Genomic DNA, 23,647 nt, shown 5'->3' on the forward strand with positions numbered 1-23,647 from the left:
TGGATCAGCTTCTTTTTTTGCATGCTTATTTGTTCGATGGTATGATAAAGCGTGACGATATGAATGATAAGGGTGAGATTGATGGGAAAACTAGATGAAATCGTGCAACTTGTTGAGCAAGGTGACGTTGAACGCGCGTTAGCGCTTGCGGAGGAAGTGAAACAAAACGGAAGCGATGAAGAGCGATATATGTTAGCCGATCAATTGTTTTCATGGGGGTTGTTAGAAGAAGCGGAAGCGCTCGTTCACATGTTGCTTGCGCGCTATCCAGATGAACGTGAACTGCAACTTTTTTTAGCAGAAATATATACAGAAATGGATAAAGAGGAAGAAGCGCTTGAGTTGTTGATTGATATAGAAGAAGACGATCCGTATTACGTGCGCGCATGCTTGTTAATGGCGGATCTTTATCAAATGCAAGGGTTAGATGAAGTAAGTGAACAAAAACTATTAAAAGCGTACGAAAAAATGCCAAACGAACCACTTGTTCAATTTGCGTTAGCTGAGCTATATTTCACGAGCGGACAATATCAAAAAAGCTTGCCGTATTATGAGAAAGTCATGAAGCAAGCAAAAATGATGGCAGGTACAGTAATCGCCCAGCGCATGGCGGAAGCATACAGTTTGCTAGGTGAATTTGAACAAGCGATGGTTTATTATGAACAAGCATTAAATGAACGTTTCGATGCTCACACGTTATTCCAATACGGATTTACGGCATATCAAGCGGAAGCATATAAAACAGCGATTGCCAAACTAAGTGAGTTAAAGGCGCTTGACCGCGAATACGTGCCGCTTTATTTATTTTTAGCAAAATCGTATGAACAAGAAGGAGATATACAACAAAGTTACGAAATAGCAAAAGAAGGGTTAACGATTGATGAATGGAATAAAGAATTGCTTGTATATGCTGGAAAAATTGCATTGAAGCTTGGGAAGCGGGAAGAAGCGATCGGGTATATCGAACAAGCGCTTCATATCGATCCGGGCTATTTAGAAGCGTTGTTCATACAGACAAGCTTGTTGTTTCACGAAGAACGGTACGAAGATGTCGTTCGTATCATTCAACAAGCGCTCGATCAAGGGGAATACGATCCGCAATTTGAGTGGGAGCTTGCGAAAGCGAAGCAAAAGCTTGAAATGTATGATCAGGCATTAAATCATTATGAAGAGGCATATACTTTTTTTAAAGATGACCCAAACTTTTTATATGATTTTGGCTATTTTTTATTTGAGGAGGGAAGAAGAGAAAGGGCGAAAGACATATTTGAACAACTATTGCGTATTGATCCGACAAACGAAGAGATTGCCCACATGATGTTGCAATTTGAATGAAGATGTCATTCGGATGCAAGGGGGGAAGGGAATGGTTTCCGTTCGGGAGAAAAAAGAGTTCGTGCGCTGGTTTTTAAACAATTACCAATTAAAACGGCGCGAATGCGTATGGATTTTAAACTATTTACTTAGCCATGATGCGCTGATGGAAAAAGTGCATTTTGTAGAACATGCTGAATATTGCCCGCGCGGCATGATGATGTCGACGCATTGTGTAGACGACGTACCGTTTCGGTTTTATAAGCAAAACGTCATCACGACGGATGCAGAAAAATCGTTTCATGACATTCGGTTAAACCGCGATGAAGATATTTTCATTCAACTAAACTTTCGTGGGGCCTTTCATTCGCCACAATATGTGGCGGTGCTTGAAGAAAACCCGTACATGCCAAAACGGGTGAATAAACAAGATGAACAACTGGTAGAAACAATCGTTCATCAATCGATTCAACATTTTCAACGGCAAAAAATTATGCGATTAATTGACGAGGCGCTTGATCAGCAAGATGAACAAAAATTTCGCGAGCTGACCGAACAATTAAAAGCGTTGCGTTAACCTCGTGGTTTCGCAACGCTTTTTACGATGCATATATTTTTCACAAAATGTTCAAAAAAATACATATGCGTTTCGTGTAAGATGGAAACATAAGGAGTGGTTTCAATGAAATGGACAGCAAAAGATGTAGATGCGTATCATCAAGCAAAAGAGTATGTTGATACAGCGCTCGTTCCGTGCATACCGATAGGAAGCACAAATATGAAAGCGTTTGCTGAAATGAGCGAGCATACGTTGTTTATTACAAATGAAGTAGAACGACAGTTTAAAGGGAGGGTGATGTTATTTCCACCATTGACATATTTCGTGCAAGAACAAATACAAGCGCGCGTGCATGAATGGACAAACGTGCTTAAACAAGCGGGATTTCAACATGTATGTTTTGTCACTTCACATGCGGACATTGCTGATGATTCGTTTATTTATGTACCAGCGCTTCCGCTTGAACATGCAGATGAAGCATATAAGCAAAAAGTTGTTCGTCAACAAGTGGAACAAGTAATGGATGCGTTAGTCGCAAAATGGACGTTAAAAAATTAGATAGCGTTTACACTATCATTATATTGACCTTGGTGAAAACATGATATATCATTAGGTTGTCCTAGTTTTATATATGTGTTATAACAATTCGTCCGGATGGACTTAACTTCGCATAGAGGGGGGAAAACGATGAGCGAGAAAAAGCATCGCGTGTCAAGACGGCAATTTTTAAACTACACGTTAACAGGTGTAGGCGGATTTATGGCGGCTGGCATTTTATCACCGATGGTACGCTTCGCCTTAGATCCAATCTTGAAAGAAGAAGCTGGGCAAGATATGGTTGCGGTTGCCCAAGTGAAAGACATTACGACAGAGCCACAGCGCTTTGACTTTAAAGTAAAAGTAAAAGACGCGTGGTACGAATCAGAAGAGCCAAGATCGGCTTGGGTATTTAAAGATGAAAAAGGGGATATCGTTGCGCTATCACCAATTTGTAAACATCTTGGCTGTACGGTGAACTGGAATGGTGACAAAAGCAATCCGAACCGTTTCTTCTGTCCTTGTCACTACGGTTTATATGAAAAGGACGGAACGAACGTGCCAAACACGCCACCACCAGCTCCGTTAGACCGTTACGAATACGAAGTAAAAGATGGCACGTTGTATTTAGGGAAAGCGAAACCACGAGGGGAGGCGTAATACATGCTTAATAAGATTTATGATTGGGTTGACGAACGGCTAGATATTACGCCTTTGTGGCGCGATATCGCAGACCATGAAGTGCCAGAGCACGTAAACCCTGCGCATCACTTTTCTGCCTTTGTTTACTGCTTTGGTGGATTAACATTTTTCGTGACAGTCATTCAAATTTTATCTGGTATGTTTTTAACGATGTATTACGTACCAGATATTAAAAACGCTTGGGAATCTGTTTATTACTTACAAAACGAAGTAGCCTTTGGACAAATTGTGCGCGGCATGCATCACTGGGGAGCAAGTCTCGTTATCGTGATGATGTTTTTACATACGTTGCGCGTATTTTTCCAAGGTGCTTACAAAAAGCCACGTGAATTAAACTGGATCGTTGGCGTACTTATTTTTATGGTCATGATGGGTCTTGGTTTCACAGGATACTTATTACCTTGGGATATGAAAGCGCTCTTTGCGACAAAAGTAGGATTGCAAATTGCTGAAGCGACACCAGTAATCGGTCCAGCGATTAAAACGTTATTAGCAGGTCATCACGAAATCGTTGGGGCACAAACGTTGACGCGCTTCTTTGCCATTCACGTCTTCTTCTTGCCTGGAGCGTTATTAGGATTAATGGCTGCACACTTCTTAATGATTCGAAAACAAGGAATTTCTGGTCCACTGTAAAATTTAGCATAAGGGAGGGAACGCTATGCATCGCGGAAAAGGGATGAAATTTGTCGGCGACTCGCGCGTACCTGCAATGCGCAAGCCGAACATTCCGAAAGACTATTCCGAATATCCGGGGAAAACAGAGGCGTTTTGGCCGAACTTTTTATTAAAAGAATGGATGGTCGGCTCCGTCTTTTTAATCGGCTTTTTATGTTTAACCGTTGCGCATCCGTCGCCGCTTGAGCGAATTGCGGATCCGACAGATACAAGTTATATTCCGCTTCCAGACTGGTACTTCTTATTCTTATACCAACTATTGAAGTACTCATTTGCATCTGGTCCATATACAGTTGTTGGAGCGATTATTATTCCTGGACTTGCATTTGGTGCGTTATTGCTTGCACCGTTTTTAGATCGTGGTCCAGAGCGTCGTCCATCAAAACGTCCAGTTGCTGTCGGAATGATGTTGCTTACGCTTGCGGCAATCATTTTCTTAACATGGGAATCTGTTGTCACGCACGACTGGGAAGCAGCGGCTGAACAAGGAAAAATTCGTGCGGAAGTAGACATTGACAAAAATGCAGAAGGATATAAAATTTTAGAAGCAAATACATGTTTAACATGTCACGGTGAAAACTTGCAAGGAGGTCCGGCGGCACCATCGCTCGTTGGCACAGGATTATCCCCAGAAGAAATTGCTAACATCGCGAAAAATGGTAAAGGTGGCATGCCAGCTGGTATTTTCAAAGGCACAGATGAAGAATTGCAAAAACTTGCAGAGTTTGTCGCCGGTTTAAAAGCAGAATAATTTGTAAAAGCTGACTGAACATCAGTCAGCTTTTTTGTACATATGGGAGGTCAATATATGCTACACATACGTACTTTGTTAATGCATCGCTCGTTTCTTATGCTTTTGTTGATCGTAAATGTCATTGGAACGATTTACGGCTACATATGGTACGGACCACAATTGTCGGAAACGCCAACGATCTTTCTTCCGTTTGTTCCAGATAGTCCGACAGCGAGTTTATTTTTCGTATTTGTTTTAATGGCATGGCTTCGTCATACGCATTGGCCGTTTATGGAAGCGTTAGCCGTTGTGACGCTTGTGAAATATGGCATTTGGGCGGTTGTGATGAATATGCTTGTATTTGTTGTGACGGGACAGCTCGGTTGGGCAGGATGGATGCTCGTCATATCGCACGGAGCGATGGCGGCGCAAGCGTTGTTGTATGCTCCACACTATCGAATGTCGTTCGTTCATGTTGTTGTCGCAGCGATTTGGACGTTGCATAACGACGTCATCGATTACGTGTTTGGCATGATGCCGCAATATCATATGTTAGCGCAATATACGTTACAAATCGGCTATTTTACGTTTTGGCTAAGCATCGTTTCGATTGCTGTGGCTTACATTTTTTCACGTCGGCGATAAATCATGGTCTATGTCTCTTTTTACGGTCATATATTCAATAGTAAGATCGTAAGGAGGGACAAGGAGATGCGCATTCGACTCGTCGTGATGTTTATCATCATTTATTTATTTCCGTATACAGTATATGCAACCGGTCATGAATGGGACAAACTAGATCAAATTTCTGACGAAGCGCTTCAGCTAACAAAAAATGACCGCTTGCAAGAAGCAAAGCAGTTATTGGAATACTTTGAACAACAATTCACTTTATTTCGTGAAGATATTCATTCGATGGATGTCATATATGTGTTAACAGCTACACACGAAGAAGCGTTGAAAGCGGTCACAGCATCGAGTGTACCGATGGAACAACGAATTAACCAATTGACGCAATTTCGGCTTGCGGTGGATGCTGTTCACGCCAAACATCAACCGCTTTGGAAAGAAATGAAAGACGCTGTCATGTCCGCGTTTGACAAGATGAAGCAAGCGATGGAGCAAGAAGACGAGCAATCGTTTCAACAGGCGTTTCATCAATTTTTACAACGGTACCAACTCATTGAACCGAGCGTGAAAATTAACGCTGATCGTGAACAAGTACAACGTGTATCTGCCCATATTTCCCTTTTGGAAGCACCCGCTTTTCGTCAACTGCATGCAACGGAGCGAATGAAAGAGTTGCGGCAAATGGAAGAAGATTTGCAAGCGTTGTTTGCGGATGGAAAAAAAGAAACGGCACTCCCTTCACTTTGGTGGGTGATGACGTCGATCGGTGGCATGATCGTGATGACGTTAACGTATGTCGGTTGGCGGAAATACCGTGGTGAAAAAGAACGAAAAATGGTAAGGGATAAACAATAAAAGCGTCCAACGTCGGACGCTTTTATTCATGTAGCGGTTGTTTATTTTCATCTAACGTAAATCCTTCCCCGTGCACATCATGCACATCGCTAATCGCAACGAATGCATACGGGTCGACGGACGTAATAATTGATTTTAAACGGGATAATTCGTTTTTCGCTACAACGCAATATAAAACATCGCGCTCGCGTTTTGTGTAAGAGCCGATTCCTTTTAAAATCGTAACCCCTCGTTCCATTTCTGTCATAATTTTTTCGGAAATTAAGTCGCTTTTTTCAGAAATAATTGTTGCCCCTTTTGCTGCATATGCTCCTTCTTGTAAAAAGTCGATAACGCGCGCACCGACAAACACCGCAACGAGCGTATACATCCCTTCACGATAAGGTAAATACGTAAGCAATGAGAGAAAAATGACGCACGAGTCAAATAGAAACATCGTTTTTCCCATACTAATGCCTTTATATTTATAAACGAGTCGAGCGATAATATCGACACCGCCTGTTGTTCCTCCATAGCGGAAAATAATCCCGAGACCAACTCCGATAAACACCCCCGCAAACAACGCAGCTAACGTGAGATCGTTATTTAACGGAATGTGAAATCCGTATCGTTGAAAAATCCAAAGAAAGACAGATAAACTAACCGTTCCGAGAATCGTATAAAAAAACGTCGTTCTCCCGAGCAATTTCCAACCGATAAAAAAGAGAGGAATATTTAACACTAAGTTCGAAATCGAAGGATCGATCCCGAACAAAAAGTATAAAAGAAGCGTAATCCCTGTAAACCCGCCTTCCGCTAATTTATTTTCCATATTGAAATGGACAAGTCCAAATGCAAAAATAGCCGATCCTAGTAAAATAAATGCTATGTTTTTTAGCTTCATTAACTTCACCCCTTGAATATGACTGCGTTTTTTATTATAGAGGAATGTCAGCATACCCGTCAAAAACATTTGTCAAATGTCCCACTTTTGGCTAACATGAATGTAAGAGGTGATCGCAATGGAGAAAACGATGAGGCAACTACAACAAGAAGTCGATGCATACATCGGACAGTTTAAAGAAGGGTATTTTAGTCCGCTGGCGATGATCGCTCGTTTAACAGAAGAATTGGGGGAGCTCGCTCGTGAAGTCAACCATTACTATGGAGAAAAACCAAAAAAGAAAACGGAACAAGAAAAAACGATTCAAGAAGAACTAGGCGATTTATTGTTTGTACTTATATGTATGGCGAATTCGTTACATATCGATTTACAAGAGGCACATGATGCAGTCATGCATAAATTTCAAACGCGAGACCGCGATCGTTGGACAAGAAAGGAAGAGGAACGATGATTCGAATTGTCATTGCTGGACCACGTGGACGAATGGGACGGGAAGCTGTTTCTCTCGTTCATCATACAGAACATTTTCAACTCGTGGCAGTTGTAGATCGAATGAATGAAGGAAAAACGTTAGCGGAACTTGACGGCTTTCCTGCGATAGAGGCGCCGATTTTTACCGATTTAGAACGGTGCTTGCAAACGGTGCAAGCGGATGTAGTGATCGATTTAACGACGCCAGAAGTCGGAAAACGTCATACAGAAATCGCATTGCGCTATGGTGTTCGGCCTGTTGTTGGTACGACGGGATTTACAGAAGATGATATCGCACGTTTAACACAAGTCGCTGAAGAGAAAAAAATAGGTGCAATCATTGCGCCAAACTTTGCGATCGGTGCCGTTTTAATGATGAAATTTGCACAAATGGCGTCCAAATATTTTCCTCACGTAGAAATCATTGAACTTCATCACGATCAAAAGCTTGATGCCCCATCAGGGACAGCGTTAAAAACAGCTCAGCTTATTCAGCAAGTACGCTCTTCGTTTATGCAAGGGCATCATGCTGAAAAAGAGACGATTGAAGGTGCCCGCGGTGCATTATATGATGGCATGCGCATTCATAGCGTTCGCTTGCCGGGACTTGTGGCGCATCAAGAAGTCATTTTTGGTGGCGATGGACAGACGCTTACGATTCGTCACGATTCGTTTAACCGCGCATCGTTTATGTCAGGCGTTCGCTTTGCTGTTGAAACGGTCATGAAGCTAGAAACGCTCGTATATGGATTAGAGCATTTAATTGAATAAGGAGGCGAGGACAATGAAAATTGCATTAATTGCGCACGACAAGAAAAAAGAAGACATGGTCCAATTTGTGACAGCTTATCAACATATTTTAGCGGAACATGAGTTATATGCGACAGGTACGACAGGATTGCGCATTCAAGAAGCGACAGGGCTTTCTGTCCATCGTTTCCAATCCGGCCCGCTTGGCGGCGATCAACAAATTGGTGCGATGATTGCAAATAACGATATGGATATGGTGATTTTTTTTCGCGATCCATTGACTGCCCAACCACATGAACCGGATGTGAGCGCGCTCATTCGCCTTTGTGACGTGTATGCCATTCCGTTAGCGACGAACATGGGAACAGCTGAGGTGCTCATACACGGTTTAGAGCGCGGCGATTTTGCATGGCGAAATATTGTGAAGAGAGGAAAACAATAATGCATATGTTAGCGTTTGGCGCCCATCCGGACGACGTAGAGATCGGAATGGGCGGGACGATTGCGAAATACGCCCAACAAGGATATGACATCGGCATATGTGATTTGACGCTAGCAGAACTTTCATCGAACGGAACCGTACATATTCGGCAACAAGAGGCAAAGCGGGCAGCCGACATTCTCGGCGTTCGCACGCGTATACAGCTACAACTTCCTGATCGCGGATTAACGATCCAAAAGGAGCATATTGATCCGATCGTGACTGTCATTCGTACGTATCGGCCGCGCATCGTATTTGCACCATATTGGGAAGATCGCCATCCCGATCATGGACAATGTGCGAAGTTAGTAGAAGAAGCGGTATTTTCAGCCGCCATTCGCCGTTACGGAGAACTTCCTCCTCATCGCGTGCAAGCGGTTTATTTTTATATGATTAACGGATTTCATCGCCCTCATTTTGTCGTTGATATTAGCGATACGATCGACAAAAAATTGGCGAGTTTACGAGCATATGAAAGTCAGTTTGAACGAATGAGCGGTTCAGTTGACACGCCGTTAACAAACGGCTATATTGAAACCGTTGAAAGCCGCGAGCGATTGTTCGGAAAAGAAGTTGGTGTTTCGTTTGCGGAAGGATTTATTTCGAAAAAACCACTTATACTTGCACATGACTTGTTAGGGGAAGAACGATGAAACTGAAAATAGGAATTGTTTGTTATCCGTCAGTCGGCGGCTCTGGAGTCGTTGCGACGGAATTAGGAAAAATGCTTGCCGAACGCGGTCATGATATTCATTTTATTTCTTCAAGCATTCCGTTTCGGCTAAATAAAGTGTATCCAAACATTTATTATCATGAAGTGACAGTCAATCAGTATTCTGTATTTCAATATCCGCCATACGATTTAGCGTTGGCGAGTAAAATCGCGGAAGTGGCGAAGCGGGAACAGCTAGATATCATTCATGCACATTACGCTGTTCCGCACGCCCTTTGCGCCTTTTTAGCAAAACAAATGGTTGGCGACCATTTAAAAATTGTGACGACGCTACACGGGACAGATATTACCGTTCTTGGATACGACCCGTCATTAAGCGACTTAATTAAGTTTGGCATTGAACAATCAGATGTTGTAACGGCGGTATCGAATGCGTTAGCGATTCAAACGTATGAGCTACTTGACGTACAAAAGCCAATTCAAACGGTGTACAACTTCGTTGATGAACGTGTATACAGCAAACAGCGAAATGATGAACTTCGTCGTCAATACGGCATCGCCCCACATGAAAAAGTCGTCATTCACGTTTCGAATTTTCGTAAAGTGAAGCGGGTATGCGATGTCGTTCGCACGTTTGCGCTCGTCGTGAAACAAGTCCCTGCGAAACTGCTTCTTGTCGGCGACGGACCGGAAATGACGGTCGTTTGTCGCCTTGTAAAAGAATTAAAACTATGCGATCACGTTCGTTTTTTAGGAAAACAAGAAAACTTAGCCGAGTTATATTCCATGAGCGATGTAAAATTGTTATTGTCAGAAAAAGAAAGTTTCGGTCTCGTCTTGCTTGAAGCGATGGCTTGTCGCGTTCCTTGTGTAGGAACGGCGATTGGCGGCATTCCTGAAGTGATTGAAGATGGAACAAACGGCTTTTTATGTGCGCTCGGTGATATAAATGAAGCGGCGCGTCACACGGTTCGCTTATTGACGGATGAAGATCTTCGGGAAACGATGGGACAAAAGGCGTACGAAACGGTGTATGAAAAATTTTATTCCGAGCGAATTGTGGCACAATATGAACATATTTATTTTCAACTTAAAGGGGATGAATGATGAACGAACAATTTCGACAGGCGCTTTCTGTCATTGAAACATTAAAACGTCACGGGCATGAAGCGTATTTTGTCGGCGGTGCCGTTCGTGACTATATATTGCAAAGACCAATCGGAGATATTGATATTGCGACATCCGCCCATCCGCAAGAAGTGATGGCCATCTTCCCGAAAACCGTCCCTGTTGGTATTGCTCACGGAACAGTGATGGTTATTGAGCGCGGCATTTCATATGAAGTGACGACATTTCGAAAAGAGGGGCGTTACGAAGATTATCGAAGACCGAAAGACGTCACGTTTGTTCGTTCTCTTTATGAAGATTTGCAGCGGCGGGATTTTACGATGAACGCCATTGCGATGAATGAACACGGTGAGATGATCGATCCGTTTGGCGGAATCGAAGCGTTAAAACGACGCATCATCGAAACGGTTGGCGATGCCGCAGAGCGATTTAACGAAGATGCGTTGCGAATGATGCGCGCGCTTCGATTTGTTAGTCAGCTCGGCTTTTCTTTATCAACAGAGACAAAACAAGCGATCATGCAATACGGTCATTTATTGCAACATATTGCAGTTGAGCGCGTTGCCGTTGAATTCGAAAAGTTGTTGCTCGGCCCGTTCATGTCTAAAGCGATCGAGCTTTTAATGGAAACGAATTTATTTTTGTACTTGCCTGAGCTTGCGACAAAAAAAGGAGAGCTTGCTCAACTCGGTGCTTCTTCATTTGTGCCAGCTCATCGCATTGAAGCGTGGGCGCGATTAGCATTTGTCGTCCATTTTGACAACCAGCAATTGAAAAAATGGAAATTGCCAAACCACCTCATTCGCGACGTTTCGATTTGTTTAAAAGCGCTCGAACATATTCGTTCTCTTGCGGATTGGACAATCGATGCCCTGTATAAATACGGACCGTACATTCCGCATATCGAGCGTACACGCGCAGCGCTTTATGGTGACGAACCGCATGTGTCTCTGTTAATGAAACAGTGGGAGGCGTTGCCGATTCGTGATCGGAAAGAGCTTGCGATCAACGGTCACGATTTGCTTGCTTTATTCGAAAAAAAATCCGGTCCGTGGTTAGCCGAAATGATTGAAAATATGGAGCGTGCCGTACTGCATCGTCAAGTGGAAAACGAGAAAGAGAAGTTAAAGGAGTGGGCGGTGTGCAATCAGAGACGAGAAAACAACTATTAAAACTATTTACAGAAGCGGGCGAGTCATTTTTATCGGGACAAAAAATTAGCGAGTTGCTCGGTTGTTCACGAACAGCAGTTTGGAAACATATTGAAGACTTAAGAAAAGAAGGGTTTGAGGTCGAAGCTGTTCGAAGGCTCGGCTATCGCCTAAAACAAATGCCTGACAAACTGAACGCGAATGAATTACAACTTGGGTTAAAAACGAAACGTTTTGGTTGGAACGTATACGATCAAGAAAGCGTGTCGTCCACGCAACAATTAGCCCATCAACTTGCACACGAAGGTGCCGAAGAAGGAACGATTGTCATTGCCGAGGAACAAACAGCAGGAAGAGGGCGTTTAAACCGTTCATGGCATTCACCGAAAGGAACGGGCATTTGGATGAGCGTCATTTTACGTCCGTCCGTTCCGCCACAACAAGCCCCTCAGCTGACGCTTTTAGTTGCCGTTGCGGTTGCCCAAGCGATTCAAGAAGTAACAAACATCGTACCGGACATTAAATGGCCAAACGATGTATTAATCAACGGGAAAAAAGTTGTGGGCATTTTAACAGAATTGCAAGCGGATCCCGATCAAGTGCGGGCGGTCATCGTCGGCATTGGCATGAACGTCAATCAAACACAATTTCCGAGCGATATTGCTCCGATTGCGACATCGCTTGCGATCGAAACAGGACGAACGTTTCATCGTCCGAAAATTGTTCAAACGTTATTACAAAAATTAGAACAGTTATATGAACAATATTTACAACACGGATTTTTACCAATTAAACTGTTGTGGGAAGGTTATTCCGTAACGATTGGTCAACAAATTGTAGCGCGTACGCTAAATGGAGCGATTCGCGGTGTTGCACTTGGCATTACAGATTCGGGAACATTAAAAGTACAAACAGAAGACGGAGCGATTCATTACGTCTACTCAGCGGACATTGAAATAAAAAAACAGTAGGAAAATTTCGAAATGTTTGTTAAAATGAAAGCGGTTGAAATTGGGCAGTATCTTTGTAAGAACTGCACCACGCACGACGATACGTTGAAAATAGTTTCTGCCTTGATCCGATGAAGCGGACGGGGACAGAGGGATGGAGCGAAACAAAAAGTCCTTCTTTCTCGATGTTGGCAGAAAGAAGGCTTTTTTTATCCATTTCCTCTGCATATGAGAGGAGGATGTATATGAAAACAAAATTAGATTTTCTTCGCATGAAAAAAAATCACGAGCCAATCGTCATGCTGACGGCTTATGATTATCCGTCAGCCAAGCTTGCTGAAGCGGCCGGTGTTGATATGATTTTAGTTGGCGACTCGCTCGGCATGGTCGTATTAGGATACGACTCCACGATCCCGGTCACCGTTGAAGAGATGATTCATCATACGAAAGCTGTTCGACGTGGTGCGCCGAATACGTTTATCGTTACAGACATGCCTTTTATGTCTTATAGTACCGTGAACGACGCTTTGCAACATGCAAAAGCGATCATGCAACAATCCGGTGCAAATGCCGTGAAAGTCGAAGGGGCAGGTTCTGTATTACAAGTCATTTCTGCTTTAACAGAAATGGGCGTTCCTGTTGTTGCCCATCTCGGCTTAACGCCACAATCGGTCGGCGTATTAGGAGGATATAAAGTGCAAGGAAAAGATGCCGAAAGTGCGAAGCGCCTTTTAGAAGAAGCGAAAGCGTGTGAGCAAGCAGGAGCAATCGCGCTCGTGTTAGAATGTGTGCCGAAACAACTTGGAGAGGCGATCACGAAACAACTAACGATTCCGACGATTGGCATTGGAGCGGGAGTTGGTACTGACGGACAAGTGCTCGTTTATCACGATGTGCTTGGATATGGTGTAGACCGTGTGCCAAAGTTTGTTAAACAATATGCGAACGTTCAACAAACGATGCAACAAGCGCTTGCCGAGTATGTTGCTGACGTCAAAACACGTCAATTCCCGAGCGATGAACAATCATTTACGATGAACGAGCAACAATGGATCGCATTGTATGGAGGGAAATAAGGTGGTTATCATCGAAAAAATCGAACAAATGCAAGCGCATATCATTGCTGAACGACAAAAAGGAAAAACAATCGGTTTTGTACCGACGATGGGTTATTTACATGAAGGGCATGTCGCATTATTAAAACGAGCACGCCAAGAAAATGACATCGTTGTTTTAAGCATTTTTGTCAATCCGCTCCAATTTGGACCAAATGAAGACTTTGATCGTTATCCGCGCGATTTTGAACGCGATTGTGAAATGGCTAAACAGGCAGGTGTCGACATTGTTTTTTATCCATCCGTCGATGAAATGTACCCACACGAGCCATCTGTGACGGTAAAGGTGCATGAGCGCGTTGATGTGCTTTGTGGAAAATCGCGCCCAGGTCATTTTGATGGTGTTGCGACGGTTGTGACGAAACTATTTCATATTGTCATGCCACATCGCGCCTATTTCGGAATGAAAGATGCACAACAAGTCGCTGTGATCGATGGGCTTATTCGGGATTTTCATTTTCCGATTGAGTTAATTGCCGTTCCGACTGTTCGTGAAGAGGACGGACTTGCTAAAAGCTCGCGCAACGTGTATTTAAGCGAGCGTGAGCGACAAGAAGCCCCTGCATTATATGCTGCTTTACAAAAAGGAAAAGCATGCATCGAAGCCGGGGAACGCAACGTAGAGAAAGTACGACAAGCCATTGTCCACCATATCGAGCAACATACAAGCGGTGTGATTGATTATGTTGAAATGTATTCGTATCCTGAATTAAAGCCAATTCAAACGTTGCAAGGAAATGTGATTATTGCGCTCGCTGTGCGGTTTACAAACGCTCGTTTGATTGATAATATCGTTATGAACGTACAATAAGGGGGAAACATCATGTTTCGCACATTAATGAACGCTAAAATTCACCGTGCTCGCGTGACAGAAGCGAATTTAAACTATGTTGGTAGCATTACGATCGATGAAGATATTTTAGATGCAGTCGGCATGGTTCCAAATGAAAAAGTGCAAATTGTAAATAACAATAACGGTGCACGATTTGAAACATATATTATTCCAGGCGAAAGAGGGAGCGGCGTGTTTTGTTTAAATGGAGCAGCAGCTCGTCTCGTTCAAAAAGACGATGTCATTATCGTCATTTCATATGTGCTCGTACCAGAAGAAAAAGTCGCTTCACACCGTCCGAAAATCGCGATTATGGACGAGCATAATCGCATTAAAGAGCTTATTGTTCAAGAGCCGGCGGCGACCGTTTTATAACGGGAGCCATGCCGCCTCTTTTTATTTGTTATACATGTGAGGTGGAGAAATATGAATGATCGCTTTGTCGTCGTCGATATTGAAACGACAGGAAATGCCCCGAAAAAAGAAGATCGTATCATTCAAATTGGTTTTGTCGTCATCGAGGGCGACAAAGTTAGCGAACGTTTTTCAACATTCATTCAGCCTGAGCGGGACATCCCGCCATTTATTCAACAGCTAACAGGCATTGATGATACGATGGTGCATGATGCTCCTTCGTTTCATCATATTGCACCGATGCTTGTTGAAAAATGGGAAGGAGCTTATTTTGTTGCCCATAACGTCCATTTTGATTGGGCGTTTTTGCAAGAGGAATTTATTCGTAGCGGCGTACAACCACCGACATGTCGGCTTTTAGATACGGTAGAGCTCGCACGTTTTCTCATGCCGACACAATCAAGTTATAAGCTTAGCCATTTAGCTGAATCGTTGTCGCTTGCGCACGATCGCCCACATCAAGCCGATTACGACGCGGAAGCGACTGCCCAACTTCTTCTTTTTTTACTTCACAAGCTATCTCGTTTACCGCTTGTGACATTAAAGCAATTACGCCGACATAGCCAACCGTTAAAAAGCGATTTGACCGCTCTTTTCAATCATTTCATTGCTAAAAAAGAACGCACGGTTCAAACCGACGAATCGATCGTTGAATATGAAGGAATCGCTTTAAAAGCATGGTTTTTGCCGAAACGTGAAGAACGGAATGAACATGTTCCGTCTTTTTCACAATGGCTTGCGACAAATCCGTTTGTTGCGCCATTTGAATATCGCGACGGGCAACAGCAAATGATGATCGACGTAAACGAAGCGTTGCAAACGTGTCAACATGCGCTCATTGAAGCAGGAACAGGCGTTGGAAAAACGCTCGCTTATTTGCTTCCTGCAGCGTTTTATGCAGTAACACAACAGCGCCCTGTCGTCATTAGCACACATACCATCCAGCTGCAAAAACAAATGATTGAAAAAGAATTACCACGCGTCGCTAAGCTCGTTCCTTTTTCATTTACGACCGCGATGTTAAAAGGTAAACGAAACTATATGAGCGTGCGAAAATTTGCCCGTACGTTAAAACATGTCGATGCAAACTATGATATTGCTTTAACAAAATGTCAATTGCTCGTTTGGCTAACGGAAACGGAAACAGGAGATGTCGATGAATTAAACTTAACTGCAGGGGGCGCGCTATTTTGGGAAGAGGTGCATAGCGATGAAACAAATGAAGAACACGATTTTTTTGTGCGCGCTAAAGAAAAAGCGAAACACGCGCATGTGATTATTACAAATCACTCGTTCGTTATGCATGATTTAACAGCAGACGAAAAGTTTTTGCCGCCACACGAACAGCTTATTATCGATGAGGCACATCATTTAGAAGATGTCGCTGCTCATTTTTTCGGACGGCACGTATCATATGAGTACGTTCGTCTATTATGGACGCGGATGAACGATATAGCCACGATGCACCAAATGGGCGCACTTCGCTCGCTTCTTGGGGATTTAGAATATGAACTAAATCAACTGTTTCAATCTCTTCGCCATTACGTACTGCGCCGACAAAAAGGGGACGGTCGCATCCGTTACCGTTTCGTTCCTTGGAAAGAGTACGGAAAAGAATGGAGCGGAACGATAGAATTGCTTATGCGTATTATGAGCGATGTACAGCAATTGTCACATATGATGAACGATGTTCCGAAAGAAGATGTCAAACCTTTTACAACGTTTATAGACGTTTTATATACGTTACAACATTTACTCACGAGCGACGATGACGACATCGTCCGCTGGCTAGAGGTAGATACAAAAGCGGCAGTCAATGCGGTTACGGTTATTTCACAGCCGCTTGATTTAGCCCAGTTTTTTGCAGATCAACTATTTTCATGTAAGCGAAGCGTCATTTTAACGTCGGCTACGTTAACGACAAACAATCGTTTTTCATTCATGATTTCACGGCTTGGTCTCGATGATTTTTATCCGTTTACACGTACCATTCCGTCGCCATTTTCGTATGAAAAACAAGCGGCGCTTATGGTTCCGACCGATTTGCCGACGTTTCCTTCCGCTACGGTTGAACAATACGCTGAGCAAGCGGCACAACAAATTATACGCATCGCTAAACATACGAAAGGACGAATGCTCGTATTATTTACGTCATATGAGCTATTGAAACAAACGTATGCATTTGCTAAACAGCTCAATGACGAGCAATCATTTGTATTGCTTGCGCAAGGAGTGAGCGGAGGCAATGTAGCTAAATTAACACGCCATTTTCAACAGTTTGAGCAAGCCATTTTATTTGGGACAAGTAGCTTTTGGGAAGGGGTAGATCTTCCGGGAGATGAAGTGACATGCGTCGTTATCGTTCGTTTACCTTTCGCTCCACCAGACGATCCGGTCATGGCGGCAAAAAGCGATTATATTCGTTCAAAAGGGGGCAATCCATTTTACGATTTATCGTTACCACAAGCGATTTTGCGCTTTAAACAAGGATTCGGACGATTAATTCGCACAAAAGAAGATCGCGGGATCATTTTCGTTTTAGACCAACGTGTATTAACCGCATCATACAGTAAATATTTTTTGCAGTCTTTACCGCCTATCCGTGTATATCATGCGCCGCTTGCGGAACTTTTACAACATGTAAATGAGTGGCTATAATTTTCCCTTCATCGGTGAAAAATAAAAGGGGTAGATGAAGGGAGTGGGCGGTTTTGCCGTGGGCGTTATTATTTTTGCTACTCAATAGTTTAATGCATCCTTCTGCGACAGGAGAGCATATTCAAAAAATTGATATGATGCTTGAAGAAGAAGAAATGGCGATCATTTTTTTGCCCCTCAGTAACGGGGAAGCGACGTTGTTTAAACATGCAAGCGGAAAGACGATATTGTTCAATACAGGTGCCCCACATACAGAACGGGAACTAAAAAGATGGTTTGAACATTTTCATATTACTGAAATTGATGAACTCATTCTCACGAGCGATGATGAAGAGTATGTGGGGAATGTAGAATGGATTAAACAAACGTACGGTCCGAAAATTGTGAATGAATGGGAAGAACAAAAAGTGTATGAGCCGTTTCCGCATTTTCGTATGCAGCCGCTCTATATTGCCCATGGGGATGTGACGATGTCGCTTCAATACGGCCAGCTTCGCCTTTTATATATGGCGCATGCTGACAATGACGTTGAACGAAAATTAATGACGATGCCACTTAGCGATGTAAACATATTGAAAATTGCACATTTTGGTTTAAATGATTATCCGCGCACCTCTTTTTTAAAACATGTCGATCCGCAAGTGGCCATCATCTTTAAAAAGCACGGAAGTTGGCCGAATGAACGATTGCTTGAACGGTTGTATGCGGCCTGGATTGATTGCTATGAAACGAGCCGTTTCGGAGTCATTGCTGTGAAATGTAATTTACACGAATATGACGTCATGACGTTTTAAAAAAAGGGCCAACGTTCGGCCCGCGGTGTGTACGATAGGAATTTTTTTATTTCAAATTGACCAATGTAGGAAACCGTTGCTACAATGAAGATGTTTATACACTAAAATCGGTGTGTAGTTGTATTGTTTCCGTTCGCGATGAACGATATAAGTAACAAAATTTGTGCACATGGAGGATCGGGTCGTGGAAAGTAAAATAGAAGTGTTAGCTACTGTAAAAGTTGAATACTCATCAGATTTATACAAAATTGTCGATTGTTTAAATCGGACGTTAAAAGAAAAAGACTTAATGTTCGGGCTCGCGCTTGATGAAGAAAATAAAGAAAAGGCCGTGTTTACGATTTATCGAACGTAAGAAGGGATGAGGGTGAAAAAAATAATCATTGCTTTCGCGTGCGTTTTGTTCGCTGCGTTATCGCTATATATTCATGCATATAGTGATGCGGTATCGTCTAAAAACGAAAGCGAGCAACGTGCGGTGAAACAAGCCGAGAAAAAAGGAATTGTTCAAGTGACTGACGTATATACGTATCGAGGAAACGACGTATACGTCATTGTGACAGGAAAAGATGATGAAGGTGAACAATGGATCGTATGGGTGACAGAAAAAGGGAAAGTGGCTGCGATGCATCGGGCTTCAGAAGGACTGACGAAACAACAAGCGTTATCTTCCGTTAAGCCGTATCGTCCAAAAATAGTCATTTCCGTAAAATTAGGAATGGAAAAAGGGATCCCGCTTTGGGAAATTACATATATTGACGAACAAAACCGTTACTCGTTTTATTACGTTCGTTTTGAAGACGGGGCCTTTTTGAAAAGATATCATTTGACGAGGGGGAAGGATGTATGAAATTAGCGAAACGCGTCGCGGCATTAACGCCGTCATCAACGCTTGCCATTACGGCAAAAGCAAAAGAATTAAAAGCAGCAGGGCATGATGTAATTGGGCTTGGTGCTGGTGAACCAGATTTTAATACGCCTCAACATATTATGGAAGCTGCTGTAAAAGCGATGTACGACGGACATACAAAATATACGCCATCTGGTGGATTAGCAACGTTAAAACAAGAGATTATAAAAAAATTTCAACAAGATCAACAGCTCGATTATAAACCGTCAGAAATTATCGTATGTGTTGGAGCAAAACATGCGCTTTATACGCTATTTCAAGTTATTTTAGACGAAGGCGATGAAGTCATTATTCCGACGCCGTATTGGGTTAGCTATCCAGAGCAAGTCAAACTGGCAGGTGGCGTCCCTGTTTATGTGGAAGGGCTTGAACAAAACGAGTTCAAAATTACACCGGAGCAACTAGAACAGGCAATAACAAATCGGACGAAGGCGGTTATTATTAACTCGCCAAGCAACCCAACGGGCGTCATTTATACGAAAGAAGAGCTACAGGCGCTCGGTGAAGTATGCTTAGCCCACGACATTCTCATCGTTTCTGATGAAATTTATGAAAAGCTCGTTTACGGTGGAGATGAACACGTTTCGATTGCGCAACTTTCACCGGAATTGAAAAAACAAACGATCATTATTAACGGCGTGTCCAAATCACATTCAATGACAGGATGGCGAATTGGTTATGCAGCAGGCGATGCCGACATCATTCGTGCCATGACAGACTTAGCAAGCCATAGCACATCGAATCCAACATCGATTGCTCAATATGCAGCAATCGCCGCATATAGCGGGCCACAAGAGCCAGTAGAACATATGCGTCAAGCGTTTGAACAACGTTTAAACATTATTTATGATCGTCTCGTTCAAATTCCAGGGTTTTCTTGCGTGAAACCACAAGGAGCATTTTACTTGTTCCCGAATGCAAAAGAAGCAGCGACGATGACCGGATATGAAAACGTCGATGCGTTTGTCGAAGCGTTGCTTGAAGAAGCGAAAGTGGCGCTCGTGCCAGGTTCAGGTTTCGGTGCGCCAAATAACGTGCGTTTATCATATGCGACATCGCTTGATCTTCTGCATAAAGCACTCGATCGCATTGAAACGTTTATTAGTGAAAAGACGCGCGGCTAGTCGATGTGACTAGCCTTTTCTTCTGAACGCGAGATGATCTTGCGTTTTTTTGTCGAAATGTATAATATTGATGATGTACATACTAGTTGAACGTCTTTGGAGGGACTTTTTGTGAAAACGACGATTGCAGAAGTACATAAATATGTAGGTCAAGAAGTAACGATTGGGGCTTGGCTTGCGAACAAACGGTCAAGCGGAAAAATTGCCTTTTTACAATTGCGCGATGGTACAGGCTTTATTCAAGGAGTCGTGGAAAAAGCGCAAGTGAGCGAAGACGTCTTTCAAGCGGCAAGAAGCATGACGCAAGAAAGTTCGCTCTATGTCACAGGTGTTGTGCGTGAAGATGCCCGTTCGCCGTTTGGATACGAGCTTTCTGTCACAAACATTGAACTCATTCATATGGCTGTTGATTATCCGATTACACCAAAAGAACATGGGATCGAGTTTTTAATGGATCACCGTCATTTATGGCTTCGTTCGAAACGTCAACATGCAATTATGAAAATTCGCAACGAAGTTATTCGGGCAACGTATGAATTTTTCAATGAAAATGGCTTTGTCAAAGTCGATCCACCCATTTTAACAGGAAGCGCGCCAGAAGGAACGACAGAATTGTTCCATACAAAATATTTTGATGAAGATGCGTACCTTTCTCAAAGTGGCCAGCTTTATATGGAAGCAGCAGCGATGGCGCTCGGCAAAGTATTTTCGTTCGGTCCGACGTTTCGTGCCGAAAAATCAAAAACGCGTCGCCATTTAATCGAGTTTTGGATGATCGAGCCGGAAATGGCGTTTTATCAGTTTGAAGACAACTTACAAGTACAAGAACAATACGTATCCCATATTGTACAGTCGGTGTTAAAACATTGTCACCTAGAGCTAAAAACGCTCGGTCGTGATACGTCGAAATTAGAAAATGTAAAGCCGCCATTTGCGCGCATTACGTATGATGAAGCGATTCAGCTTCTTCATGAAAAAGGGTTTGACGACATTCAATGGGGCGATGACTTCGGTGCTCCACATGAAACGGCGATTGCCGAAAGTTTTGATAAACCTGTATTTATTACACATTATCCAACGACATTAAAGCCGTTTTACATGCAGCCGGATCCGAAGCGTCCTGAAGTTGTTCTTTGCGCCGATTTAATTGCTCCAGAAGGATACGGCGAAATTATCGGCGGTTCGGAGCGCATTCACGACTACGACTTATTAAAGCAACGGTTAGAAGAACATCAACTGTCGCTTGATGCATACAAATGGTATTTAGAGCTTCGTCAATACGGTTCTGTGCCGCATTCTGGTTTCGGATTAGGTCTTGAGCGGACAATCGCGTGGATTTGCGGCGTCGAACACGTTCGTGAAACGATTCCATTCCCGCGTTTATTAAATCGTTTATATCCATAATGAACAAATCCCCCGTGCTCACATGGGGGATTTGTTTTATGGTATAATAGGGCGTGAGGTGTTTGATATGAATAATGAAATGATTCGTTTTTTCCGTGAAGGAAGCATTGCCATTCCACGATTATTGTTAACGAACTATAAGACGCTTGGATTAAATGAAACAGAGTTTATGCTCCTTTTACACATTCATTCGTTTCTTGAGCAAGGCATTTCGTTTCCAACGCCAGATGAAATTGCCGCTCGAATGACGATTTCTCCAGAAATGTGCATGCAACAATTAAGAAAGCTCGTTCAAAAAGGGTTTTTAGCCATTGAAGAACAGATGGATAACCATATTCGAAGTGAATGTTATTCGCTTGATCCGCTTTGGGAAAAGCTCGTTCGCACCGTTTTTCAAGGACAAAAACAAGAGGAAGAACAAGAAGAACAATTGTACACCGTTTTCGAGCATGAGTTTGGCCGTCCGCTTTCACCGATGGAGTGTGAAACGTTAGCGATGTGGATGGATCAAGATGAACATGATCCGACGATCATTAAAGCGGCCCTACGAGAAGCTGTATTATCTGGAAAACTAAATTTCCGTTATATTGATCGAATTTTATTTGAATGGAAAAAGAACGGCATTAAAACAATTGAACAAGCGCAACAACATGCAAAAAAGTTTCGCAAAAACCAAGGAAAACAAGATCAACCATATAAACCAACCGTTCCGATTTATAATTGGCTTGAACAGTCGTAGAAAGGATGGTTACATGCTAACAAAACAACAAATTCGCTACTGTTTAGACGAGATCGCAACCATGTTTCCAAACGCGCATTGTGAGCTTATTCATCGCAACCCGTTTGAGCTGTTAATCGCCGTCGTTTTATCAGCCCAATGTACAGATGCGCTCGTCAATAAAGTGACGAAGCAACTATTTGAAAAATATAAAACACCAGAAGATTACGTGTCTGTTCCGTTAGGAGAGCTACAACAAGATATTCGTTCGATCGGTTTATATCGGAATAAGGCGAAAAACATTCAACAATTATGTCGGATATTAATTGAACAATATGATGGAAACGTGCCGCAAAGCCGCGAGGAATTAATGAAGCTTCCTGGCGTTGGGCGCAAAACAGCGAACGTTGTCGTATCTGTTGCTTTCGGTGTCCCTGCCATTGCTGTGGATACGCATGTTGAACGAGTAAGCAAACGGCTCGGCATTTGCCGCTGGAAAGATTCAGTGTTAGAAGTAGAAGAAACGTTAATGCGTAAAATTCCGAAAGAAGAATGGTCGGTGACCCATCATCGCCTTATTTTTTTTGGGCGCTATCATTGTAAAGCACAATCGCCTAAATGCGACATATGTCCGCTTCTTCATCTTTGTCGTGAAGGAAAAAAACGGATGAAAGGAAAGATGTAAATGATCGTTCCAAAAACGTTCCAACATCCGCTCTTTTTTGCGACCGATACGGTCGATATCGAGACGCTTCAACCGTTTCCGATGATGATGAAGCAGGTGCCGTTTTATTATGATATAACAAATGAAGAAAAGCCATGGCAACAAAAAGAACGCGCGCTTCCTGCTGTATTTCAGCTTTGGGACGAAGAAAAACGCGAGCTTGCCCCGTTGTTTGCAAAACGTCAAGCGAAACAAGCAAAAGACGGGATCATTCGGGGGATAAGCTATTTTTTATGCGCACTATATTGGCTGAACGAACGCCCGATAGGAAACATATGCTGCTGGGAAGAGGAAGTCCAATCGCTTTCGCTTCGCCCGTTAAATGTCATCGATCGTCTTTCTTTTATTTTCGCTCGCCCTGCTCTTCATCATTCGTTTGTTCAGTTAGATGAATTATTTATCGAGCTTGCGAAACTGTTTTATAAACAAATGGTTCAACAAAAAAGAGACTGAGTATGC

The 23,647-nt window shown here is 42.9% G+C and carries 28 protein-coding genes; 27 read left to right on the forward strand and 1 reads right to left on the reverse strand.

The features are described from left to right. Window positions 1-81 precede the first annotated feature (81 nt). The 8 genes from HNR63_RS11130 (at window position 82) to ypjB (ending at window position 6,008) form a co-directional block, all read left to right on the forward strand. A complete protein-coding gene (locus HNR63_RS11130; protein ID WP_181520736.1) occupies window positions 82-1,335 on the forward strand; it encodes a tetratricopeptide repeat protein in 1,254 nt (417 codons plus the stop codon). A 31-nt stretch (window positions 1,336-1,366) separates the two neighbouring features. Beyond that, window positions 1,367-1,891 carry a ReoY family proteolytic degradation factor gene (locus HNR63_RS11135; protein ID WP_033383409.1) on the forward strand — a complete coding sequence of 175 codons (525 nt, stop codon included), beginning with the start codon at window positions 1,367-1,369 and terminating at the stop codon, window positions 1,889-1,891. Window positions 1,892-1,996: 105 nt separating this feature from the next. Further along, window positions 1,997-2,431 (forward strand): YpiF family protein, encoded by a 435-nt coding sequence (locus HNR63_RS11140; protein ID WP_181520737.1) that lies wholly within the window; start codon window positions 1,997-1,999, stop codon window positions 2,429-2,431. Window positions 2,432-2,560: 129 nt separating this feature from the next. Next, window positions 2,561-3,070 (forward strand): Rieske (2Fe-2S) protein, encoded by a 510-nt coding sequence (locus HNR63_RS11145; RefSeq protein WP_035019805.1) that lies wholly within the window; start codon window positions 2,561-2,563, stop codon window positions 3,068-3,070. 3 nt (window positions 3,071-3,073) lie between these two features. Next, window positions 3,074-3,748, forward strand: coding sequence for a menaquinol-cytochrome c reductase cytochrome b subunit (qcrB, locus tag HNR63_RS11150; protein WP_006319468.1), 675 nt, complete (start codon window positions 3,074-3,076; stop codon window positions 3,746-3,748). Window positions 3,749-3,773: 25 nt separating this feature from the next. Continuing rightward, window positions 3,774-4,541: a menaquinol-cytochrome c reductase cytochrome b/c subunit gene (locus tag HNR63_RS11155; RefSeq protein ID WP_006319470.1), complete on the forward strand. Its 768-nt coding sequence runs from the start codon at window positions 3,774-3,776 to the stop codon at window positions 4,539-4,541. A gap of 57 nt (window positions 4,542-4,598) precedes the next feature. Continuing rightward, window positions 4,599-5,168 carry a lipoprotein heptaprenylglyceryl N-acetyltransferase LhaT gene (gene lhaT / locus HNR63_RS11160; protein ID WP_181520738.1) on the forward strand — a complete coding sequence of 190 codons (570 nt, stop codon included), beginning with the start codon at window positions 4,599-4,601 and terminating at the stop codon, window positions 5,166-5,168. A gap of 66 nt (window positions 5,169-5,234) precedes the next feature. Further along, window positions 5,235-6,008 carry a sporulation protein YpjB gene (ypjB, locus tag HNR63_RS11165; RefSeq protein ID WP_181520739.1) on the forward strand — a complete coding sequence of 258 codons (774 nt, stop codon included), beginning with the start codon at window positions 5,235-5,237 and terminating at the stop codon, window positions 6,006-6,008. A 22-nt stretch (window positions 6,009-6,030) separates the two neighbouring features. On the opposite strand, the gene HNR63_RS11170 is transcribed toward ypjB, so the two are convergent. After that, entirely contained in the window at window positions 6,031-6,891 is an 861-nt protein-coding gene (locus HNR63_RS11170) for a YitT family protein (RefSeq protein ID WP_223249751.1), read from the reverse strand. A 118-nt stretch (window positions 6,892-7,009) separates the two neighbouring features. Here HNR63_RS11170 and HNR63_RS11175 point away from each other — a divergent pair, with 118 nt between their 5' ends. The 19 genes from HNR63_RS11175 to HNR63_RS11265 all read left to right on the forward strand — a co-directional run bounded on the left by HNR63_RS11175 (window position 7,010) and on the right by HNR63_RS11265 (window position 23,641). Then, window positions 7,010-7,342 (forward strand): nucleotide pyrophosphohydrolase, encoded by a 333-nt coding sequence (locus HNR63_RS11175; RefSeq protein ID WP_181520740.1) that lies wholly within the window; start codon window positions 7,010-7,012, stop codon window positions 7,340-7,342. Beyond that, a complete protein-coding gene (gene dapB / locus HNR63_RS11180) occupies window positions 7,339-8,133 on the forward strand; it encodes a 4-hydroxy-tetrahydrodipicolinate reductase (RefSeq protein ID WP_085788006.1) in 795 nt (264 codons plus the stop codon). Before HNR63_RS11175 ends, dapB begins: the two co-directional genes overlap by 4 nt. A 13-nt stretch (window positions 8,134-8,146) precedes the next feature. After that, on the forward strand, window positions 8,147-8,554 hold the full coding sequence (mgsA, locus tag HNR63_RS11185; RefSeq protein ID WP_042535577.1) for a methylglyoxal synthase: 408 nt from the start codon (window positions 8,147-8,149) through the stop codon (window positions 8,552-8,554). Next, window positions 8,554-9,246 carry a bacillithiol biosynthesis deacetylase BshB1 gene (bshB1, locus tag HNR63_RS11190; RefSeq protein ID WP_181520741.1) on the forward strand — a complete coding sequence of 231 codons (693 nt, stop codon included), beginning with the start codon at window positions 8,554-8,556 and terminating at the stop codon, window positions 9,244-9,246. Before mgsA ends, bshB1 begins: the two co-directional genes overlap by 1 nt. Further along, window positions 9,243-10,373 carry an N-acetyl-alpha-D-glucosaminyl L-malate synthase BshA gene (gene bshA / locus HNR63_RS11195; protein WP_181520742.1) on the forward strand — a complete coding sequence of 377 codons (1,131 nt, stop codon included), beginning with the start codon at window positions 9,243-9,245 and terminating at the stop codon, window positions 10,371-10,373. Before bshB1 ends, bshA begins: the two co-directional genes overlap by 4 nt. Beyond that, window positions 10,373-11,566 carry a CCA tRNA nucleotidyltransferase gene (locus tag HNR63_RS11200; RefSeq protein WP_181520795.1) on the forward strand — a complete coding sequence of 398 codons (1,194 nt, stop codon included), beginning with the start codon at window positions 10,373-10,375 and terminating at the stop codon, window positions 11,564-11,566. The genes bshA and HNR63_RS11200 overlap by 1 nt, the downstream gene beginning before the upstream one ends. Beyond that, entirely contained in the window at window positions 11,536-12,516 is a 981-nt protein-coding gene (locus tag HNR63_RS11205; protein WP_181520743.1) for a biotin--[acetyl-CoA-carboxylase] ligase, read from the forward strand. Before HNR63_RS11200 ends, HNR63_RS11205 begins: the two co-directional genes overlap by 31 nt. 224 nt (window positions 12,517-12,740) lie before the next feature. Continuing rightward, window positions 12,741-13,571: a 3-methyl-2-oxobutanoate hydroxymethyltransferase gene (gene panB, locus HNR63_RS11210; protein WP_181520744.1), complete on the forward strand. Its 831-nt coding sequence runs from the start codon at window positions 12,741-12,743 to the stop codon at window positions 13,569-13,571. A 1-nt stretch (window position 13,572) separates the two neighbouring features. Continuing rightward, window positions 13,573-14,421: a pantoate--beta-alanine ligase gene (gene panC, locus HNR63_RS11215; protein WP_085788012.1), complete on the forward strand. Its 849-nt coding sequence runs from the start codon at window positions 13,573-13,575 to the stop codon at window positions 14,419-14,421. A gap of 12 nt (window positions 14,422-14,433) precedes the next feature. Beyond that, window positions 14,434-14,817 (forward strand): aspartate 1-decarboxylase, encoded by a 384-nt coding sequence (panD, locus tag HNR63_RS11220; RefSeq protein ID WP_009373643.1) that lies wholly within the window; start codon window positions 14,434-14,436, stop codon window positions 14,815-14,817. Between the two features lie 51 nt (window positions 14,818-14,868). Then, the gene (gene dinG, locus HNR63_RS11225; RefSeq protein WP_181520745.1) at window positions 14,869-17,514 is read left to right on the forward strand and encodes an ATP-dependent DNA helicase DinG; all 2,646 of its coding nucleotides are present in this window, start codon (window positions 14,869-14,871) and stop codon (window positions 17,512-17,514) included. A gap of 53 nt (window positions 17,515-17,567) precedes the next feature. Further along, window positions 17,568-18,308 carry a ComEC/Rec2 family competence protein gene (locus HNR63_RS11230; protein ID WP_181520746.1) on the forward strand — a complete coding sequence of 247 codons (741 nt, stop codon included), beginning with the start codon at window positions 17,568-17,570 and terminating at the stop codon, window positions 18,306-18,308. 184 nt (window positions 18,309-18,492) lie between these two features. After that, window positions 18,493-18,663, forward strand: coding sequence for a YpmA family protein (locus tag HNR63_RS11235; protein WP_006319505.1), 171 nt, complete (start codon window positions 18,493-18,495; stop codon window positions 18,661-18,663). A gap of 6 nt (window positions 18,664-18,669) precedes the next feature. After that, a complete protein-coding gene (locus HNR63_RS11240; protein ID WP_181520747.1) occupies window positions 18,670-19,158 on the forward strand; it encodes a cell wall elongation regulator TseB-like domain-containing protein in 489 nt (162 codons plus the stop codon). Continuing rightward, window positions 19,155-20,342 carry a pyridoxal phosphate-dependent aminotransferase gene (locus HNR63_RS11245; RefSeq protein WP_181520748.1) on the forward strand — a complete coding sequence of 396 codons (1,188 nt, stop codon included), beginning with the start codon at window positions 19,155-19,157 and terminating at the stop codon, window positions 20,340-20,342. The genes HNR63_RS11240 and HNR63_RS11245 overlap by 4 nt, the downstream gene beginning before the upstream one ends. A 111-nt stretch (window positions 20,343-20,453) precedes the next feature. After that, window positions 20,454-21,746, forward strand: a complete 1,293-nt coding sequence (gene asnS / locus HNR63_RS11250; protein ID WP_181520749.1) for an asparagine--tRNA ligase — start codon at window positions 20,454-20,456, stop codon at window positions 21,744-21,746. Between the two features lie 67 nt (window positions 21,747-21,813). Beyond that, window positions 21,814-22,485: a DnaD domain-containing protein gene (locus tag HNR63_RS11255; protein WP_181520750.1), complete on the forward strand. Its 672-nt coding sequence runs from the start codon at window positions 21,814-21,816 to the stop codon at window positions 22,483-22,485. 13 nt (window positions 22,486-22,498) lie between these two features. Further along, window positions 22,499-23,149 (forward strand): endonuclease III, encoded by a 651-nt coding sequence (gene nth / locus HNR63_RS11260; protein ID WP_181520751.1) that lies wholly within the window; start codon window positions 22,499-22,501, stop codon window positions 23,147-23,149. Then, window positions 23,150-23,641, forward strand: coding sequence for a YpoC family protein (locus HNR63_RS11265; protein WP_181520752.1), 492 nt, complete (start codon window positions 23,150-23,152; stop codon window positions 23,639-23,641). Window positions 23,642-23,647: the final 6 nt, after the last annotated feature.

This window comes from Anoxybacillus ayderensis (assembly GCF_013761015.1).
Taxonomy (GTDB): Bacteria; Bacillota; Bacilli; order Bacillales; family Anoxybacillaceae; genus Anoxybacillus; species Anoxybacillus ayderensis.

Coding starts and splice junctions, on each gene's coding strand:
- HNR63_RS11130 (WP_181520736.1), top strand. CDS start 82: ATGGGAAAACTAGATGAAATCGTGCAACTTGTTGAGCAAGGTGACGTT.
- HNR63_RS11135 (WP_033383409.1), top strand. CDS start 1,367: ATGGTTTCCGTTCGGGAGAAAAAAGAGTTCGTGCGCTGGTTTTTAAAC.
- HNR63_RS11140 (WP_181520737.1), top strand. CDS start 1,997: ATGAAATGGACAGCAAAAGATGTAGATGCGTATCATCAAGCAAAAGAG.
- HNR63_RS11145 (WP_035019805.1), top strand. CDS start 2,561: ATGAGCGAGAAAAAGCATCGCGTGTCAAGACGGCAATTTTTAAACTAC.
- qcrB (WP_006319468.1), top strand. CDS start 3,074: ATGCTTAATAAGATTTATGATTGGGTTGACGAACGGCTAGATATTACG.
- HNR63_RS11155 (WP_006319470.1), top strand. CDS start 3,774: ATGCATCGCGGAAAAGGGATGAAATTTGTCGGCGACTCGCGCGTACCT.
- lhaT (WP_181520738.1), top strand. CDS start 4,599: ATGCTACACATACGTACTTTGTTAATGCATCGCTCGTTTCTTATGCTT.
- ypjB (WP_181520739.1), top strand. CDS start 5,235: ATGCGCATTCGACTCGTCGTGATGTTTATCATCATTTATTTATTTCCG.
- HNR63_RS11170 (WP_223249751.1), bottom strand. CDS start 6,891: ATGAAGCTAAAAAACATAGCATTTATTTTACTAGGATCGGCTATTTTT.
- HNR63_RS11175 (WP_181520740.1), top strand. CDS start 7,010: ATGGAGAAAACGATGAGGCAACTACAACAAGAAGTCGATGCATACATC.
- dapB (WP_085788006.1), top strand. CDS start 7,339: ATGATTCGAATTGTCATTGCTGGACCACGTGGACGAATGGGACGGGAA.
- mgsA (WP_042535577.1), top strand. CDS start 8,147: ATGAAAATTGCATTAATTGCGCACGACAAGAAAAAAGAAGACATGGTC.
- bshB1 (WP_181520741.1), top strand. CDS start 8,554: ATGCATATGTTAGCGTTTGGCGCCCATCCGGACGACGTAGAGATCGGA.
- bshA (WP_181520742.1), top strand. CDS start 9,243: ATGAAACTGAAAATAGGAATTGTTTGTTATCCGTCAGTCGGCGGCTCT.
- HNR63_RS11200 (WP_181520795.1), top strand. CDS start 10,373: ATGAACGAACAATTTCGACAGGCGCTTTCTGTCATTGAAACATTAAAA.
- panB (WP_181520744.1), top strand. CDS start 12,741: ATGAAAACAAAATTAGATTTTCTTCGCATGAAAAAAAATCACGAGCCA.
- panD (WP_009373643.1), top strand. CDS start 14,434: ATGTTTCGCACATTAATGAACGCTAAAATTCACCGTGCTCGCGTGACA.
- dinG (WP_181520745.1), top strand. CDS start 14,869: ATGAATGATCGCTTTGTCGTCGTCGATATTGAAACGACAGGAAATGCC.
- HNR63_RS11240 (WP_181520747.1), top strand. CDS start 18,670: ATGAGGGTGAAAAAAATAATCATTGCTTTCGCGTGCGTTTTGTTCGCT.
- HNR63_RS11245 (WP_181520748.1), top strand. CDS start 19,155: ATGAAATTAGCGAAACGCGTCGCGGCATTAACGCCGTCATCAACGCTT.
- HNR63_RS11255 (WP_181520750.1), top strand. CDS start 21,814: ATGAATAATGAAATGATTCGTTTTTTCCGTGAAGGAAGCATTGCCATT.
- nth (WP_181520751.1), top strand. CDS start 22,499: ATGCTAACAAAACAACAAATTCGCTACTGTTTAGACGAGATCGCAACC.
- HNR63_RS11265 (WP_181520752.1), top strand. CDS start 23,150: ATGATCGTTCCAAAAACGTTCCAACATCCGCTCTTTTTTGCGACCGAT.